General features: G+C 39.1%; 17 protein-coding genes. 2 read left to right on the top strand and 15 right to left on the bottom strand.

All coding sequences use genetic code 11. The annotated features are described in order from the left end of the window. Positions 1–10: 10 nt before the first annotated feature. On the bottom strand, positions 11–796 hold the full coding sequence (locus tag IPH84_14215; GenBank protein MBK7174350.1) for a hypothetical protein: 786 nt from the start codon (positions 794–796) through the stop codon (positions 11–13). A 345-nt stretch (positions 797–1141) separates the two neighbouring features. Here IPH84_14215 and IPH84_14220 point away from each other — a divergent pair, with 345 nt between their 5' ends. Continuing rightward, a complete protein-coding gene (locus IPH84_14220; GenBank protein ID MBK7174351.1) occupies positions 1142–2089 on the top strand; it encodes an NAD-dependent epimerase/dehydratase family protein in 948 nt (315 codons plus the stop codon). Positions 2090–2171: 82 nt separating this feature from the next. Here IPH84_14220 and IPH84_14225 read toward each other — a convergent pair whose 3' ends face one another. The 14 genes from IPH84_14225 to IPH84_14290 all read right to left on the bottom strand — a co-directional run bounded on the left by IPH84_14225 (position 2172) and on the right by IPH84_14290 (position 14463). Next, positions 2172–2912 (bottom strand): FKBP-type peptidyl-prolyl cis-trans isomerase, encoded by a 741-nt coding sequence (locus IPH84_14225; GenBank protein MBK7174352.1) that lies wholly within the window; start codon positions 2910–2912, stop codon positions 2172–2174. Positions 2913–3009: 97 nt separating this feature from the next. Further along, positions 3010–3267, bottom strand: a complete 258-nt coding sequence (locus tag IPH84_14230; GenBank protein ID MBK7174353.1) for a hypothetical protein — start codon at positions 3265–3267, stop codon at positions 3010–3012. A 202-nt stretch (positions 3268–3469) separates the two neighbouring features. Beyond that, positions 3470–5269: a T9SS type A sorting domain-containing protein gene (locus IPH84_14235; GenBank protein ID MBK7174354.1), complete on the bottom strand. Its 1800-nt coding sequence runs from the start codon at positions 5267–5269 to the stop codon at positions 3470–3472. Between the two features lie 130 nt (positions 5270–5399). Further along, positions 5400–6107, bottom strand: a complete 708-nt coding sequence (locus IPH84_14240; GenBank protein MBK7174355.1) for a PAS domain S-box protein — start codon at positions 6105–6107, stop codon at positions 5400–5402. Positions 6108–6147: 40 nt separating this feature from the next. After that, positions 6148–6498 carry a circadian clock KaiB family protein gene (locus IPH84_14245; GenBank protein MBK7174356.1) on the bottom strand — a complete coding sequence of 117 codons (351 nt, stop codon included), beginning with the start codon at positions 6496–6498 and terminating at the stop codon, positions 6148–6150. Positions 6499–6527: 29 nt separating this feature from the next. After that, positions 6528–6869 carry a circadian clock protein KaiB gene (locus IPH84_14250; protein ID MBK7174357.1) on the bottom strand — a complete coding sequence of 114 codons (342 nt, stop codon included), beginning with the start codon at positions 6867–6869 and terminating at the stop codon, positions 6528–6530. Positions 6870–6880: 11 nt separating this feature from the next. After that, the gene (kaiC, locus tag IPH84_14255; protein MBK7174358.1) at positions 6881–8617 is read right to left on the bottom strand and encodes a circadian clock protein KaiC; all 1737 of its coding nucleotides are present in this window, start codon (positions 8615–8617) and stop codon (positions 6881–6883) included. 242 nt (positions 8618–8859) lie between these two features. Next, positions 8860–9306: an NAD(+)--rifampin ADP-ribosyltransferase gene (gene arr, locus IPH84_14260; protein MBK7174359.1), complete on the bottom strand. Its 447-nt coding sequence runs from the start codon at positions 9304–9306 to the stop codon at positions 8860–8862. 72 nt (positions 9307–9378) lie between these two features. Then, a complete protein-coding gene (locus tag IPH84_14265; GenBank protein ID MBK7174360.1) occupies positions 9379–10626 on the bottom strand; it encodes an alpha/beta hydrolase in 1248 nt (415 codons plus the stop codon). A 246-nt stretch (positions 10627–10872) separates the two neighbouring features. Continuing rightward, positions 10873–11835, bottom strand: a complete 963-nt coding sequence (locus IPH84_14270) for a hypothetical protein (GenBank protein ID MBK7174361.1) — start codon at positions 11833–11835, stop codon at positions 10873–10875. A 797-nt stretch (positions 11836–12632) separates the two neighbouring features. Beyond that, complete coding sequence (locus tag IPH84_14275; GenBank protein MBK7174362.1) at positions 12633–12935, bottom strand: type II toxin-antitoxin system RelE/ParE family toxin; 303 nt, start codon at positions 12933–12935, stop codon at positions 12633–12635. Further along, complete coding sequence (locus tag IPH84_14280; GenBank protein MBK7174363.1) at positions 12913–13155, bottom strand: hypothetical protein; 243 nt, start codon at positions 13153–13155, stop codon at positions 12913–12915. Before IPH84_14280 ends, IPH84_14275 begins: the two co-directional genes overlap by 23 nt. Positions 13156–13353: 198 nt before the next feature. Continuing rightward, on the bottom strand, positions 13354–13734 hold the full coding sequence (locus tag IPH84_14285) for a hypothetical protein (protein ID MBK7174364.1): 381 nt from the start codon (positions 13732–13734) through the stop codon (positions 13354–13356). 591 nt (positions 13735–14325) lie between these two features. After that, positions 14326–14463, bottom strand: coding sequence for a hypothetical protein (locus IPH84_14290; protein MBK7174365.1), 138 nt, complete (start codon positions 14461–14463; stop codon positions 14326–14328). Positions 14464–14870: 407 nt separating this feature from the next. Here IPH84_14290 and IPH84_14295 point away from each other — a divergent pair, with 407 nt between their 5' ends. Further along, entirely contained in the window at positions 14871–15026 is a 156-nt protein-coding gene (locus tag IPH84_14295; protein MBK7174366.1) for a hypothetical protein, read from the top strand. Positions 15027–15070: the final 44 nt, after the last annotated feature.

The raw sequence follows: 15070 nt of genomic DNA on the forward strand, positions 1-15070 counted from the left end.
TCAATTCCAATTAAAAAGGGATGGAATCAGAAGTCTCTGTAGTAAAAGAGCTTTTCAGGGTGGATTCAGTAATAAATTTCTGAAAGCGCCATTCGCAGAGTTGTTTAAAGCGATTCAATATATGCGCAGTAGCCCGGTTATGGATGGCTTCCCAGGTTTTATGAATGAAATTCACCCGGGTTAGTGACCGGCTTCCATAAAAATTAAATCCTACAAGTATAAATAGTTGTGACACCTCCTTTTCTCCTCTCTCGGGAATGGCTGATCGCAGGTACATTGAAAACACACCAATCGGGTACCCGCCACAACACTCGTATAACAGGTACCTGGCATTATCGAAATCATACGGTTCCGGGGTACGCTGAATTTTGATGGCATTCAGGTTAAACAGGTGAAGCAACTGTATCCTGAGTAAGCCTTTCCCCGGCCGGAAAGGATCAGAAGGCAATCCAAAAAGGTTGACTTTGATTGTTTTGAGTTCACCATCTTTAAGAGTTACCCTGGCAATATGATTCGGCCAGCAACTGGAATCCCCGTTCCATTTCAGTAATTCTTCAAAAACAAAAGTAGCCGGGACATCAATGCCGATTTTATGAATATTCAGTACCCTGAACTTATCCACCTCCATTCCCGTCCTTTGCAGGATGCTCGAACTGTATTCCCGCCTCTTTTCTTCATTGCTGAACTTCACAAGCGTGGATTCAGCAGGGTTTTGAATAAAAAAATACCGCAAATCACCCCAAATCCCGTTACTTTTTGAAGGCGGATGTTTATCAGTAGCGGGGGTCTGATTCATATGGTGTTATTTATATAAGCTAATTTATAAATTGTTTAATTTGATCCAATAGAAACACAGTACTTTTTCTTTTTTAATCATACCAGGCTGTTTTGCGATCTGTTGGCTTACGGAAACTGCATGGAATGAGTTTTACCAGGATGAAGAACAGTCCATCAATTGAAGGATCGTAAACCCGTTGCGATTCGGTATAGGAGGCTAAATCACTAAATTGTCAGTCCAAAGCAGAAATCCGGGAAATACCTTAGATAGCTAAAAGCTACCGTTTACCATCAAATTCATACCGTTCGTCCATTTATCATGCACATCCTTTCCTACATCCTTATCTTTGCAAAAAAAATTCATATGCATACAGTTTTAGGTGGCAATGGTTCTGTTGGGTCATACGTAGCTGGTTCATTGAGTAACTTTACAGAGGATGTCCGGCTGGTTAGCCGCAATCCCAAGAAGATCATTGGCAAGGAGGAATTATTCAAGGCGGATCTCACCCGCAGGGATGAAGTGATGAATGCTGTGAAGGGTTCTGAAGTTGTTTATTTAACTGTAGGTTTAAAATATGATACCGGAATGTGGCTCAAAGCCTGGCCGGCACTGATGCAGAATGTGATTGATGCGTGTAAAACCTACAATGCCCGGCTGGTGTTTGTTGATAATGTATATATGTACGGAAAAGTGGATGGCTGGATGACTGAAGCCACTCCTTTTAATCCTTGCAGCAAAAAAGGAGAAATAAGGGCTAAAGTGGCAACAATGCTATTGGATGAGATAGGAAAAAAAAATATCACAGCCATGATTGCCCGATCTGCGGATTTCTATGGGCCAGAAACCGAAAACAGTTTCCTGAACGAGATGATGATTGGAAACCTGGTAAGACGCAAAAATCCTCAGATTCTGATAGACAAACATGTGCGACATTCTTACACCTATACTCCTGATGCAGGTTATGCAACTGCTCTGTTAGGGAATACATTGACCGCTTTCAATCAAACCTGGCATTTACCTACCGACGCCAGGGTGCTTACAGGAGCCGAGATGCTCAAGATTGTCCTCGATGAGATGGGACTGCGTCGCAAGCCTACCATCATAAAGCCCTGGATGCTCAGCCTTTCGGGGCTTTTAAATCCAGTGTTATGGGAAACCAGGGAAATGGCATACCAGTTTAAGTATGAATATCTATTCCATTCCGGAAAATTCGATAGAATATTTCGCCTGGAAAATACGACCTACAAGGAGGGACTTATTAACACAATGCTTACTTATAATCCAAGACGGAAGAGTATCTGGCAGGATTGAGTGTAAAAATGAACCTTCAATTCAAAAAAGGAAAGCCCGGATAAACCGGGCTTTCCTGTATTTGCGTCAATAAAAAAAACGATTATTCTTTTATGGAGTACAATTCTACTTCAAAAATTAAGGTAGAACCTGCAGGTATAGTCCCCATTTTACGTTCACCATAAGCGAGGTCGGCAGGGATGTATAACATATAAACAGCACCTGGTTTCATGAGCATAAGACCTTCGGTCCAACCGGGAATTACACCATTCAAAGCGAATTCAATAGGTTCACCCCTCTCTCTTGAAGAATCAAAAACAGTGCCGTCAATCAGTGTACCTACATAGTCCACTCTAACGAAACTTGTATCAACCGGCGAAATCCCGGCACCTTCCCTGATCACTTTGTATTGCAATCCGCTGGGAAGTTCAATTACACCCTCCTTTGCTTTATTTTCTGCAAGGAATGCTTCACCTTTTGCTTTGTTATCCATATAGTCCTTTGCTGCTTTATCTTGTTTACATTTCATGATTTCCTGGTTCCAGGCGGTCATAATTTCCTGTATCTGCTCAGGAGTGAAAAGGGTATCTGCTCCTTTAAGCCCATCCTGAATCCCTACATTCATCATATCGTAATTTACTACCACCTCATTGCTTTTGAAGCTACGGGCGATATCTGACCCGATGATATAACTGATGGTATCAATGTTATTCAGTAACACCGGGCGCTCTATAGCTTCCCCTTTACGTTTCTTTTTCTTATCACTCTTCTTCTGTGCAAAAGTGCTTGCAGGAAGAATTAATATCATCGCTAAAATGATCAGTAGGAAGTTGCTCTTTTTCATTAGTTATTTTTTTGAAAGCGCAAATGTAGGAAAACGTAAGAACCTGAGCTATTAAAAGTTGTTAATTTGAGTAGCAAAGCCTGATTTTAATCAGCCTCTAATTCTTCATTGATTTGATAATCTTATTTGCTGCGAGTTTACCTGTAAGTATGCACACCGGCACACCTGCAGGACTATATGCCCATTGTTCTGCCTGATAAACAGATGGTATCGGCGTCAGCACCGAACGATCGGAAATCTGTATTTTATTTACTACCGGCATGGTCTTTTGAAATGACCAACCATTAGTGTGGTTGCAATTTCCGCCTACTAAGGGCAGACAGATTACTATGAATCCTAAAACCAACCTGATCATTTTACAAACCTTAGCAGCAAAGTGTTATTCAAGGATTTAAACGAAATAAACAATTAAAACAACAGAGGTCAGTATATCTATGTACAATACAGCAATTGCAATGACGAACCTCTGAAAACGAAAAATCCCGTCAATGCCGGGATTCTCCTGTTGAAATCTCATCATCCGGCCTCTAAAAAGCTGCCCGGATATCAGTCAGAATTTAATGTTGAATCACAATTTTCCTGGTACTCTTGTTCCCTGAAGAAATAACATTCAGTAAATACATTCCTTCAGCATAGTTTGTGCTGTTGATTGAATGTACCTGGCCGGGAAGGACATCACTGAATTCCTTTGAGTAAATGATCCGTCCGGTAACATCGGTGATGGTTAGGTTGATTGTTTCATTGCTATTGTCTCCAAACTGAATGTTAATCAGATCATTTGCCGGAACAGGATATATACTGATGTTAACCTCTTTGTTTTCATCCAATGAAGAGAGGCTTAATGATGCCTCATTGGAATAAACTATATTAACATCGGTAGCACGCATACCAATGCCACATCCGGTCGGATGTACGATACTCACAATATAGGCAATATCACCCTGTGGGGCATTGAAATCAGTAAATGAATTGAAACTGCTGGAAACGGTGGCAATCTGCTCATAATTTCCTGATTTTGATTTACGAAGAATGTTGCAGGATGCATAGTTAATCCCGACATAAGGCGTCCAGATCAGGTTCCAGCTGTTATTTACACCCTGGTTAATGATCAGGTGAATGGTCTGATGGTAATCTCCTGCCGGGAATACCCTGTTTTCACTATCCTGGAAACCTATTTTGTAACGGTAAGGCCTCATGGCAGGGTCGGAGGAAAAGTCAGTAACTATTGGAACCTCTTCGTAGCTTAATGTGTCAATTATTTCATAAACATTGGCTTCATCTGTTTCCTTATAAACGAGGAAATCAGAAATCAGGTCAGAGACTGGTTTTTCGAAAATGATCACATTATTTTTTGTCAGACTGTCAACTGTTACCAAACAAACCGGAGTTTCAGGATAGGGCATGATGGTAAATGCTGCACTGATGTCAATGGCCGACTGTGCATACAAATCACTGATGCGGATCAGGCATTCATCAGAGTTTACATTGGGGGTAGTCCATTCGTAACTCCCGAAATTCCCGGTGCTTGTTACATTGTTGATCACTACCCAGGTTTCACCATTATCCGTTGAATATTCGAGATTGCAATTGTCGGAATATGAATTTTCAACAGTCCAGCTGATGTTGAGAGGGCTGTAAATATTCACGATTTCTCCCCCGGCAGGAGAGGTCAGGTTATAAGAAGGTACTGCACTGATAGTAAAAGGAGTACTTACGACAAACTCCGAAGGATCCATGGCATTATATAGCTTCAGAACACATGCTTCGGCCGGGATGTCGGATAAAATCAGATATGCAAACCCGTTCTGTGCATTGATGTTTTGAGCAACAGGTTTATAGGTCAGTCCTCCGTCAGTTGATATTTCGGCATTGAGAAGGCTGATATCCGGATCATAAACGATCCAGTTCACATAAGTCAGTGTGTTCACAAAAACGACAGATCCGGATGCGGGTTGATAAATACTGATGGGATTGGTGTTCACAGTGAAAGGAGCATCGCTTATATCGCTCACCTCCGGATTGCTGAAGTCGGTTATTTTCAGAAGAGCATTCGTGGTTGAGAAATAAAATGGCTGTACTGGAGTGATTCCACCGTTTGGACCCGAGGTAAAATCACCCATGATCCACCAGGAGGTTCCTCCATCAGGAGAAAATTCTATGCGGACATTAACACCTATGTTCTGTCCTGTCCATGAAGTTGTTTCATACCCTCCATAGTTCCATACCTCGCCACCGTTCGGAGATTGAATGGTAATTGATTGGCCATAGGAAGTTTTTGTTATGAGTGATGCTATCAGAAACAACACGAAAAACAAAGATTTCAGATGTTGTGCAATTCGGTGGCGGATCAGTTTCATTGTTTCATGTTTTTGTTAAAATATTAAACAACAATAAAATATTATTGTTCAATGTTTACACCGCCTGTTGAAGAAATTATTATAGCCTGATGGCAAGAAGATCTTTTATACTACATGTAAAATGATAATTTCAGGAAGCTGACTTCTTTTGCTTCTGCTTTAATTTTGCTACTAAATGATTAAGCTTCAGGATTTCCTTACCCAGCTTATCATTGGCAAACTCCAGTTTATTTTTCCTTCCTTCTAAATCCAGGGAATCACAAATAGTATCGATATGCAATGCCCGTAAAGCTTTTATGTGATTCGACAGCTTTAAAACAATTTCCTTAAGTTCATTTTCCTTTTTCTTTAAATCGGAAATATCTGTCGCTATGAGAATATAATTATCACCTTGCAGATAAGGGGGTAAAAGGTGAATCGACAACCTAAGATATACGGTATTGGTAAGGGATACAATTAAAACATCATGTTTTTCATAGGTTGGCCGTGCAAGAAATTCACCTAGTTTTGGATGATCATCATGGGTGATAAAGCGCTTAAGCGACGAACCAATAACCTTTTCATAAGGATGCTTAACAATATCAGCAAATCTCGGATTGCAATAAAGAATTGTACCTTTTTTTGTAAGAGTGACAGCCCCTTCACTCATTTCCTCAATAAAAGTGCGGTAAGGTGTTTCAGCAGAGCTGACAGAATAGACTTGCTCTCCATTTTGGCCGGAAACCATAATTGCATCAACTTCACCGTTTCTGATTGCATTTAGTGCTTCTTCAATTTCAATAAGGCGGGAGCGTAATTCCTCATTTTCAATACTGAGCTGTTTACTGGTTTTATTCATTGAATTGATTGAATAGATCAAATGTGTAAATTCCTGATTGCTATGTGTTTTTAACTTCTTTCAGATCCAGTCCCAAAAGCACCTTATCTTTGTCTGACATATCGCCAATAATACGACGAAAAGGAAGGGGCAGCTTTTTAATCAGTGTTGGAGCTGCAATGATCTGGTCACCAACCGCTAAACTTGGCTTTAAGTACAAGTCAATCACTTCGAGCTCATATCTCCCTTCCAGGTATTCTTCGCAGATCTTTTTAAGGTTAGTTAAGGCAATAATTGATCGGCTTGTGGACCCGGTAATGTATAAACGCAACAAGTATTTGTCTTTAGCTAAATCTGAAATTGTCAAATCAAATTCTTCCGCAGAGCTTCTGATTTTCTTTTTCTCTTTCATGATAATTACGGATTTATTTATATTTCCAATCATTTTATGGGTAATAAATCCAATCCAACAAGTACACGTTCTGTATTAGATAGATCACCAATTATTTTACGCACCGGGACCGGTAGTTTTCTTACCAATGTGGGTAAGGCAAAAATCTGGTCTTCAACACCTAACTTAGGGTTAATTAAAAGGTCTATAACTTCAATAGAGTATTTACCATCTAATTGTTCTTCACATATCTTCTTGAGATTAGTAAATGCAGTTAAGGCTTTTGGAGTTTTCCCTGCAACATACAAACGAAGAATCCACCTATCGTGATCTGATTCTGCCACTTTTTCTTCTGTACTTCTTGTATTTGAAATCACTTCCTTTTGTCTCATGGAAAATTCTTTTACTTATTTTTTTGATTCTTAGTTTTGTTATTCACTTTGCCGGCTTTCCTGCTCACTGCCATTTCTATTTCATCCAATTCAAGCCGCTTAATCATTTCTTGTTCTGTTTCGATCATTTTTTTTACTTCTGATTCTTCCGCCTCAAAATTGGCATTTAATGTTGCAATCTGAGCTTCCAAAGCCTTTCGTTTTCGTTCTATTTCACGCTTTTTTTGTTCAATATCATGTTTGTGGGTCAGTCGTTCTGCATTTTCAAGGGCTTCCTGTGCAATGCGGGCTGAGCCTGTTAAAACTCCGCTCGCTCCCACATAAACCTCCCTAAGTTCTACACCATGATTAGTTAAAATGAATTCACGGATCTGGTTAGAATTCGCCATACCACGCGATTTCAGCACATACATTCCCCTGTTTCTTTCACCGTTCAGTTCGATATCACGAAGTAATAACCAGGTATCGATGAGGGATGATATGCCAACATCAGTATTCTCCATGGCGGTATGGTTATCTGTAAGGCTGGTAAATAATGCCGTAATCTGATTCGCTTTCAGAAAATCAACCATACGGATCAGCATGGACTTAACTTCGAAATCCTTATCACCCACTACAAAAGTGTTGATTGGATCCATGATCACAATATCAGGTTTAAATTGATTTACAATTTTATGTGTGGTTGCCAGGTGCATTTCCAGTCCATAAAATGTGGGACGGGTTGCCTGGAATTGTAATAGTCCTTTCCTGACCCAGGGTTCTAAGTTTATTCCAATGGAAAGCATATTGCGCATTAACTGGTTTGGAGATTCTTCGAAGCTGAAAAAGAGTACACGTTCTCCTCTTTTGCAGGCTGCTTCCGCAAAATGAGCGGCTATACTTGTTTTCCCGATGCCGGATGTTCCTGAAACAAGTATAGTGCTGCCCCGGTAGTAGCCTTTACCTTCAAGCATCTCATCCAGTACTTTTATCCCGCTTAAAATTCTTTCATCGGTAACATGATGTTTTAAGCCTAAAGAAGTTACAGGCAAAACTGAAAACCCATCTTCATCAATCAGAAATGGATACTCATTAGTGCCATGCATAGAACCACGATACTTTACTACCCTTAACCGACGGGTAGATGTCTGGTCATTTACCCGGTGGTCGAGCATAATAACACAATCTGAGACATATTCTTCCAATCCCTGCCTGGTAAGCGTTTCATCTCCCCTTTCACCTGTTATGATGGCAGTAACGCCTTTTTCCTTTAACCAGCGAAATAAACGGCGGAGTTCAGCCCGCAATATCAATTGGTTAGGCAACCCCGCAAACAGCGATTCAATAGTGTCCAGCACAACACGTTTTGCCCCGATTGAATCTATTGCATAACCCAGGCGAATAAATAAGCCTTCCAAATCATATTCACCGGTTTCTTCGATTTCACTGCGTTCCAGGTAAATATGGTCAATAGCAATTTTCTTTTCCTTAATAAGTTCTTCCAGGTCGAAACCTAGAGAAACTACATTCTTGATTAATTCCTCATTCGTTTCTTCGAATGACATAAAGACTCCCGGTTCATTATACTGAGTTGCACCACGAACAAGAAACTCAATTCCAAAAAGTGTTTTTCCACATCCTGCCCCTCCGCACACCAGTGTTGGCCTGCCCTTAGGTAATCCGCCTGAAGTTATTTCATCAAACCCCTGGATTCCGGTTGGAGATTTTTGAAGTGAATTACTGAGATTCTTCTGTTCTGCTTTTTTCATTGATGTATGTTTAATCTTTATTCTGCTAGATAGGGTTAAAATCAACCAATAAAATGGTCTCCATATTTTCTAAATATAAAAGCGTCAAAGTTTCAATTTCTAAGTGAACCTTTATTTATACAATTATTAAAAATTACTACATAATTCACAGGTTTGAATGCAAAAAAGGGTTGTACTGAATAACAGTACAACCCTTCTTTTCATTGATAATCTAGTTATTATGCTTTTAAAAACAGAACAATTTATTCTTCTATTGCCTCAATACCTTGCTCCTTAAGTTTTTCCAATCCGTCTTTCATAGCATTGACCAATTCTGCAGAGTGACCTTGCCAAATGGAAACCTCCCCAACCACCTTAAATGGATGTGCTGAACGATAGGATTTTGTAGGGTTACCCGGAAATTTTTTATCCGTTAAATTGGGATCATCTTCAATGGGGCCTGTAGGTTCAACCAGGTAAATCCTTTCCCTTTTTTCTCCATGCGCAAGTTCAGCACCCCAGATCGCAGCATCCAGTGTTGCAGTCAGGTATATAAATTTTGCATTTTTTCTTTGTCCATAATTTGAATTAAGCCCCACTTCTATAAAGTCACCAAGCTTCAAATCCGCTTTAGTACCATGGAAGTAGGTCTGGACAAACGGAGCCGGTCCTGCTTCATTCTGTTTACTTTCACTTTTATCTTTTTCCATGGTCGTTTATGCAACTATGAATTTTTTTATGACACTTTTGCCAGGCTGTAATGATACCAAATTGACCGGTTCCTATTCTTTCTTTGTTCTTTCATAATCTTTCAGGGCCAGGTGAATACTTGAAATCACCAGGTCAGCGTCATCCTGCTGAATGAAATGGCCGGATTGCGCACTATAGAAGTACTTACCATATTTCAAGGGGTTTATCAGGTTAAGCCATCGTTTCATTTTCAGATGATTGGCTATCCGCCACAACTTCTCCCTGTCATAAATACCAGGTGCATGATCCAAACCTGATGTGAATCCCCCTGCCTGAATGAAATGCACCGGCACATCGGGCAATGGATTGATTTCACATTCTTTGAATTCGCTTTGATATAACGCCCTCGAAATTTTCACCTCTTCCACATAGAAAACAGGCATTTCTTCATAAAGTTTCTCTACAAAATTAGCATAGGGTTTCCCAAACATGGAATCAACCTGATGTTGGCTCAATCCTATCTCAAGGTAAGGTAAATCACCGTCCCCGCTTTTTTGCGTAAAATCAATGGGGTCCACAAAAACAAGTCCGGCTATTTCTCCGGGATACATAGATGCAAAACTTCTTATATAAGCACCTCCAAATGAATGAGAAACCAATAAATAGGGTGGTTTCAGTCCTTTTTGTAAAAGCATATTTCTCAGGTTATCGACAATATGCGCCGTGGTTGGAGGAAGGCTGTCATTTTCCGACTCGCCTATTCTTGGACGATTATACCGAAACACTGCATTCGTCCTGGAAATTTCCGCCACCACAGTGTCCCAGCTTCCAAAACTGCCGGCCAGTCCATTTTCGAATACAACCGCCGGTTTATTTGCTTGATTATTCTGCATCCCGGAAGTTAACACTTCAACTTTGTACCCGTTAACCGATAAGAAGTCAATATTGGCATAGGCTTTTTCTTTATTTGCTTTTACCAGTTCCGTAAAGGATTGCCATCGCTGATCATTATGCAGTGATTTTAAATCCGGATCTCCCTTAATATGCCCATAATCAGTGTAATTCATGTTCATGGCAACATAATTCAGATGATAAAAGGCGCTATCGGGATAGTTTGCCAATGACCAGGAACAAGCAGCATTAAAATGTTCCCTTGAAGTAGCTTTCCAGCCATTGGCCTTAAATGCTTCGGAAAATGCAAATGCTGAACTTTTAAAATCTTTCGCATTGTAAAGCGAATCGGCCTTACCAATAAGTTCACGATATCCTTGTGAAAAAACTTGCCCGGATAAAGACATTGCAAAAATTAATAAACCAGGAAATAATAAGGTTGTTTTCATAGGATTTTGGGATCATGGAGATAATTAAACACAAATCGTTAATGCAGGGCTGTAGCTATTTTGGTGCAGTAAACCATCAATCGAAAATAAGCTTGTCAATGAGTACCTTCTTAAAGCACGTTGAATAATGTTTTATTATTAGAAACTATCTAAAATTGGTTAAAATTTGAATTCAAAATTTCCCGGACTGCATATTTCGAGAGAAATGGGTGGTAAGGATGCCTTAAAACGGTTCATAAGCAGCTCCTATTCCCATATCCACAGCATTTTTGCCTTCTTATTCCAAAGTGTAATTCTTTGCTCCAGGCTGGTTGTAATTATTCTGTTTCCTTTCTTGTTCCACGACAGGCCCCATAAATAGTCCTTAGAAAGACCTTCCGAAATAAGATTGCCTTGTTTATCCCAGATTCTCAATGCATCACTTGCAGTGGCTAACCGGCTTCCTTTTGGATTCCAGCTTAAATTTCTGAATTCGCCTTTGCTGATATCTATCGATTTTAACAGATTACCTTGTTCATCCCAGTATTGAAGCAAAGATTTGTCCTTCTGGTCCCCATAATCCCCGGTGACAAAAAAAGAACCCGACTTATGCCATGCCACACTTAGCAGCATTACCTCTTCCGGCCTGTGCCTGATGGTCTTCTGCAGGTTCCCCTCAATATCAAATAGCCTTATTTTGTCGGAAACTGTAATAAACAGGTTTTTACCGGGATGCCAATCCACAGCAGTGATACTTAAGGTGTTTTCATTCCTGATTTTCCTGATGAATTCACCTTTACTATTATAAATCAATATTTGTCCGTCATTGTCGGCAACTACCAGGTATTCACCTGTATAATTCCAATCCATTCCTCTCGCTCCATCGGGCGAAATTCCGACTAATTCAATTTTCTCATTGGTCTCCGGATTAATAATAAACGATTTGTCTTCAGATAATTGTATGGCAACAGCAAGGATATTTTTTGACGGATGCCATTTGATACGGGTTATGGTATTTTTTACGGGAAATGCGTTGAATAGTGTCATATCCTTCTCACTATAAATCTTTAAGGTGTCGAGGTTGCCACCTATGGCAATATAGTTCCCGTCAGGGCTCCAATCGGCTGTCCAAATGATTTTCTTATCCACTGCTTCCTGTGCAAAGGCCTGAAACGCAATGAATGCCAGCACAATCATCAGAGCCCCGGATATTTTCTCACATTTTGTCATCTGTTTTCTTCATTTAAGATCGTCAATATGGAGTGTTTTTGCTTAATAGAGTGATTAATTCCAAAATTAAGAAACACATAACATATAACACGCAATAAAAGAATTTTAAAGTTAGGTGACAAAAATGAGATGAAGGCTTCCCGTTAGGGAAAAATGCAAAATGAAAAATGCAGAATGCAAAATGAAAAATGAAAAATACAAAATGAAAATACAAAATGAAAAATGCAAATTGGGGCAAAAATATTATTACTTATAAATTTTGTATTTAGTGTTCAATATTGAGTGTTATTGTACCATGGAGTGATTACTCCATAATTAAGAAACACATAACATATAACAAAGAATTTTAAAGTTGATTGACATAAATGAGCCAAAGGCTTCCCTTAAGCGTGCAATTTCATTACTTATAAATTTTGTGTTTAGTGTTCAATATTGAGTGTTTTTTTTACCATAGAGTGATTACTTCCAAAATTAAGGAACACATAACATATAACACGCAATAAAGAATTTTAAAGTTAGGTGACATAAATGAGCCAAAGGCTTCCCTTTGGGGCAAAATGAAAAATGAAAAATGAAAAATACAAAGGAAAAACCCGCGGGGCGGGGGGGGTGCGGGGGGGGGCAGGGGGGGGGCGGTTAGTTTAGTGTTCAATATTGAGTGTTATTGTACCATAGAGTGATTACTTCCATAATTAAGAAACACATAACATATAACACGCAATAAAGAATTTAAAGTTAGGTGACAAAAAGCACAAGCTATAAGCCAGGCAAAGTGCAGCCTGTGCCAGCCCCGGATCTTATTCATATTTTTTACCCGGATTTTGTCTGTTGTCAAAGATTGATAGTAATACTAAGTGTTCACTTTCAATAGCATAATAGATTGTAAGTTGTTTCATAAAGACACAACGATGAACCTGGCTTTTCTTTTTTGATATCGGAAAAGCTTCAGGGAAAATGGAAAGAATACTTATTTGCTTTTCAAGCTTGGTGAAGAATCTGGTCAACTCTTTGTTCGTCCAGTTATCTTCGAGGTAAGTGATAATACTATCAAGATTTTTCGTAGCTTCTTCAGTCCACCTAATCTTTAAGCCACTTTTCATATTTACTTCTTATCTGATCATGAGAATAAACATTTCCATTATTCAGGTCTTCCAATCCGCGATTGATTGAATCTCTTTCCGATTGTGAAATGTTATCCCACCAATCAGCTTTCGATGCTCCTGGAGAAGAAATAATGCTCTTTATCAGCGATATGAGATCATTATCCTGAATATCAATGATTTTTTGAATGATCTCTAGTTTTTCTGCAGAAAGATTCATTTTGCTTCAGACTTTTTACAAAGATAATCATTTTCTCACCTTATTGGCGACTTCGCCTGGTTTGGGAGCTAACTCGTTTTTAAGCATAACTATTAAACATCTTGTTTGGGTTGGGAAAAGCGGTGAATCACTTCACCCCATCCGTTTCGTGCGCTCCTGATCCTCTTTGCACGCTCTCACTGTTGTTATAGGTTTTCTTTAACTCAGGGCAATAATAATACTTGTAATCAACTGTAATAGCGCTACTGGCGCCCAAATACGTTCTATCTTACTGGGGGTTATCGTATTCATTATTGTTCCGGCTAAGAAGAAAACAACGATAAACCAAATAGCAATTTTTGAAAATGCCATCATATTAGTTAGAATGAGGCCAGCCCTTGATAAAACGATGGTTGCTATGATCGCTAATATGATGATGTTTAAAATTGCTACCCATCGCATTTTGGGAGGATATTTCCCTGCATATTTCCCTCCCATCGATGCTTTGCCCCAAGGTAAACCTGCTGCAAGGCCTGCTTGAAACAGAATGACTATTCCAGTTAAAACTGTAAATATTTGCGCTGATATAAAGGCATTCATTTCTATTCTTCTTGAGTTAGATTACAAATTTCGCGCAGTCGGGTAACGTAGGAGAGATCCACCCCAGTGTTTGCAGAGAACAGTTTTAATTAACTTTTGTTTCATTGTCTTTAAATTGTCCTTCTATCCAAAATAAAAATATATTTTTTTGACAAAACTTACCCAGAATAAATTCATATAATTTAGAATTTACCATAATCCGTGCTTCCAAGGCCCATAACTTTTTTAATGGATTGCGAAGCATTATAGAAGATAAAACTGGCATCCGATAGCATTCTGGTGTCCGAAATGGGCTACTATGACTTTTCCTGGTGGCATAACTGGGACAGCAAGAATATCTGGTTCGAGACACAAGATAAAGACAACATAATTATTATGTAAGTGATTGATTATCAAATGTAAATTGAAACAGTATTATTTATTTTGGACAGCTGTGACTCTACAAAAATAATCACTTTTATCAAATCGCTAATTCTCAATTAATTCGCGGCTTGATTTTTATAACTTTGTGATTATCACTCTTCAAGAGAATTGAAATTAAGCTGTTTGCAATTATACCATCTACTTATGAAGCTATCATCTATCACTTGCTTAGGTAAATCTGTTGCCCTGTTTGAATTTGGTTCTGCTACTACTACTAACCATACCTCTCATGATCCATGGTAATTCAGTGCCATCCTCTTTCCTGATTCCATTGATCCGGTTGCTTGAACCAAAATACCATATCATAACTTTAGACCTGCCGGGACACAACCAATCCGGAGCATGGGAGAAAGATGATTTTAATAGGAAAATCTCGCATTACTGTTCAATTCAGTGCTGGATCATTTCCAAATCAAAGACGTGAGTGCTTTTCGGCTTTTCCATGGGTGGTTTTTGCTTCTGGAAACCTTTGATCTTGTGGCAGCAATTAAGAAAATAGCCATCGCCGGTCATCCACCATTGAAATCAGTGACTGACATGCAAGAAGCATATTACTTAAAATGAAGATTCTGCTCTCTACCTTCAAGGCAAGCTATCAGATGACGAAATTGAACGGATTTATAATGCAGTTATCGGGATAGAGGATGATAACTTCAAATCTGAAATTAAAGAATCATTGCGCAATACAAGTCCTCTTTTTCAGGGAAGGCTGCATGAATTTGGCAATTCAAACAAGTGATCAGATATCCAGGCTAAACGAATTCAGTGGTTCAATTGCCATCATTCATGCTATTGAAGACAAGGCCGTTCAATTAGAATACCTTCAAAAACAGTATTATAAAAATCTGTGGGAACAAAAATACAACTAATCCCTGATTGCGGCCATCATATAATTGCCGAAAAACCTGCTATA

Source organism: Bacteroidales bacterium (genome assembly GCA_016707785.1).
In the GTDB taxonomy this organism is placed as follows: domain Bacteria; phylum Bacteroidota; class Bacteroidia; order Bacteroidales; family UBA4417; genus UBA4417.

Excerpts from the sequence above, each read along its gene's own strand:
- IPH84_14215 (MBK7174350.1), bottom strand. The coding sequence starts at position 796 with ATGAATCAGACCCCCGCTACTGATAAACATCCGCCTTCAAAAAGTAAC.
- IPH84_14220 (MBK7174351.1), top strand. The coding sequence starts at position 1,142 with ATGCATACAGTTTTAGGTGGCAATGGTTCTGTTGGGTCATACGTAGCT.
- IPH84_14225 (MBK7174352.1), bottom strand. The coding sequence starts at position 2,912 with ATGAAAAAGAGCAACTTCCTACTGATCATTTTAGCGATGATATTAATT.
- IPH84_14230 (MBK7174353.1), bottom strand. The coding sequence starts at position 3,267 with ATGATCAGGTTGGTTTTAGGATTCATAGTAATCTGTCTGCCCTTAGTA.
- IPH84_14235 (MBK7174354.1), bottom strand. The coding sequence starts at position 5,269 with ATGAAACTGATCCGCCACCGAATTGCACAACATCTGAAATCTTTGTTT.
- IPH84_14240 (MBK7174355.1), bottom strand. The coding sequence starts at position 6,107 with ATGAATAAAACCAGTAAACAGCTCAGTATTGAAAATGAGGAATTACGC.
- IPH84_14245 (MBK7174356.1), bottom strand. The coding sequence starts at position 6,498 with ATGAAAGAGAAAAAGAAAATCAGAAGCTCTGCGGAAGAATTTGATTTG.
- IPH84_14250 (MBK7174357.1), bottom strand. The coding sequence starts at position 6,869 with ATGAGACAAAAGGAAGTGATTTCAAATACAAGAAGTACAGAAGAAAAA.
- kaiC (MBK7174358.1), bottom strand. The coding sequence starts at position 8,617 with ATGAAAAAAGCAGAACAGAAGAATCTCAGTAATTCACTTCAAAAATCT.
- arr (MBK7174359.1), bottom strand. The coding sequence starts at position 9,306 with ATGGAAAAAGATAAAAGTGAAAGTAAACAGAATGAAGCAGGACCGGCT.
- IPH84_14265 (MBK7174360.1), bottom strand. The coding sequence starts at position 10,626 with ATGAAAACAACCTTATTATTTCCTGGTTTATTAATTTTTGCAATGTCT.
- IPH84_14270 (MBK7174361.1), bottom strand. The coding sequence starts at position 11,835 with ATGACAAAATGTGAGAAAATATCCGGGGCTCTGATGATTGTGCTGGCA.
- IPH84_14275 (MBK7174362.1), bottom strand. The coding sequence starts at position 12,935 with ATGAAAAGTGGCTTAAAGATTAGGTGGACTGAAGAAGCTACGAAAAAT.
- IPH84_14280 (MBK7174363.1), bottom strand. The coding sequence starts at position 13,155 with ATGAATCTTTCTGCAGAAAAACTAGAGATCATTCAAAAAATCATTGAT.
- IPH84_14285 (MBK7174364.1), bottom strand. The coding sequence starts at position 13,734 with ATGAATGCCTTTATATCAGCGCAAATATTTACAGTTTTAACTGGAATA.
- IPH84_14290 (MBK7174365.1), bottom strand. The coding sequence starts at position 14,463 with ATGATATGGTATTTTGGTTCAAGCAACCGGATCAATGGAATCAGGAAA.
- IPH84_14295 (MBK7174366.1), top strand. The coding sequence starts at position 14,871 with ATGAATTTGGCAATTCAAACAAGTGATCAGATATCCAGGCTAAACGAA.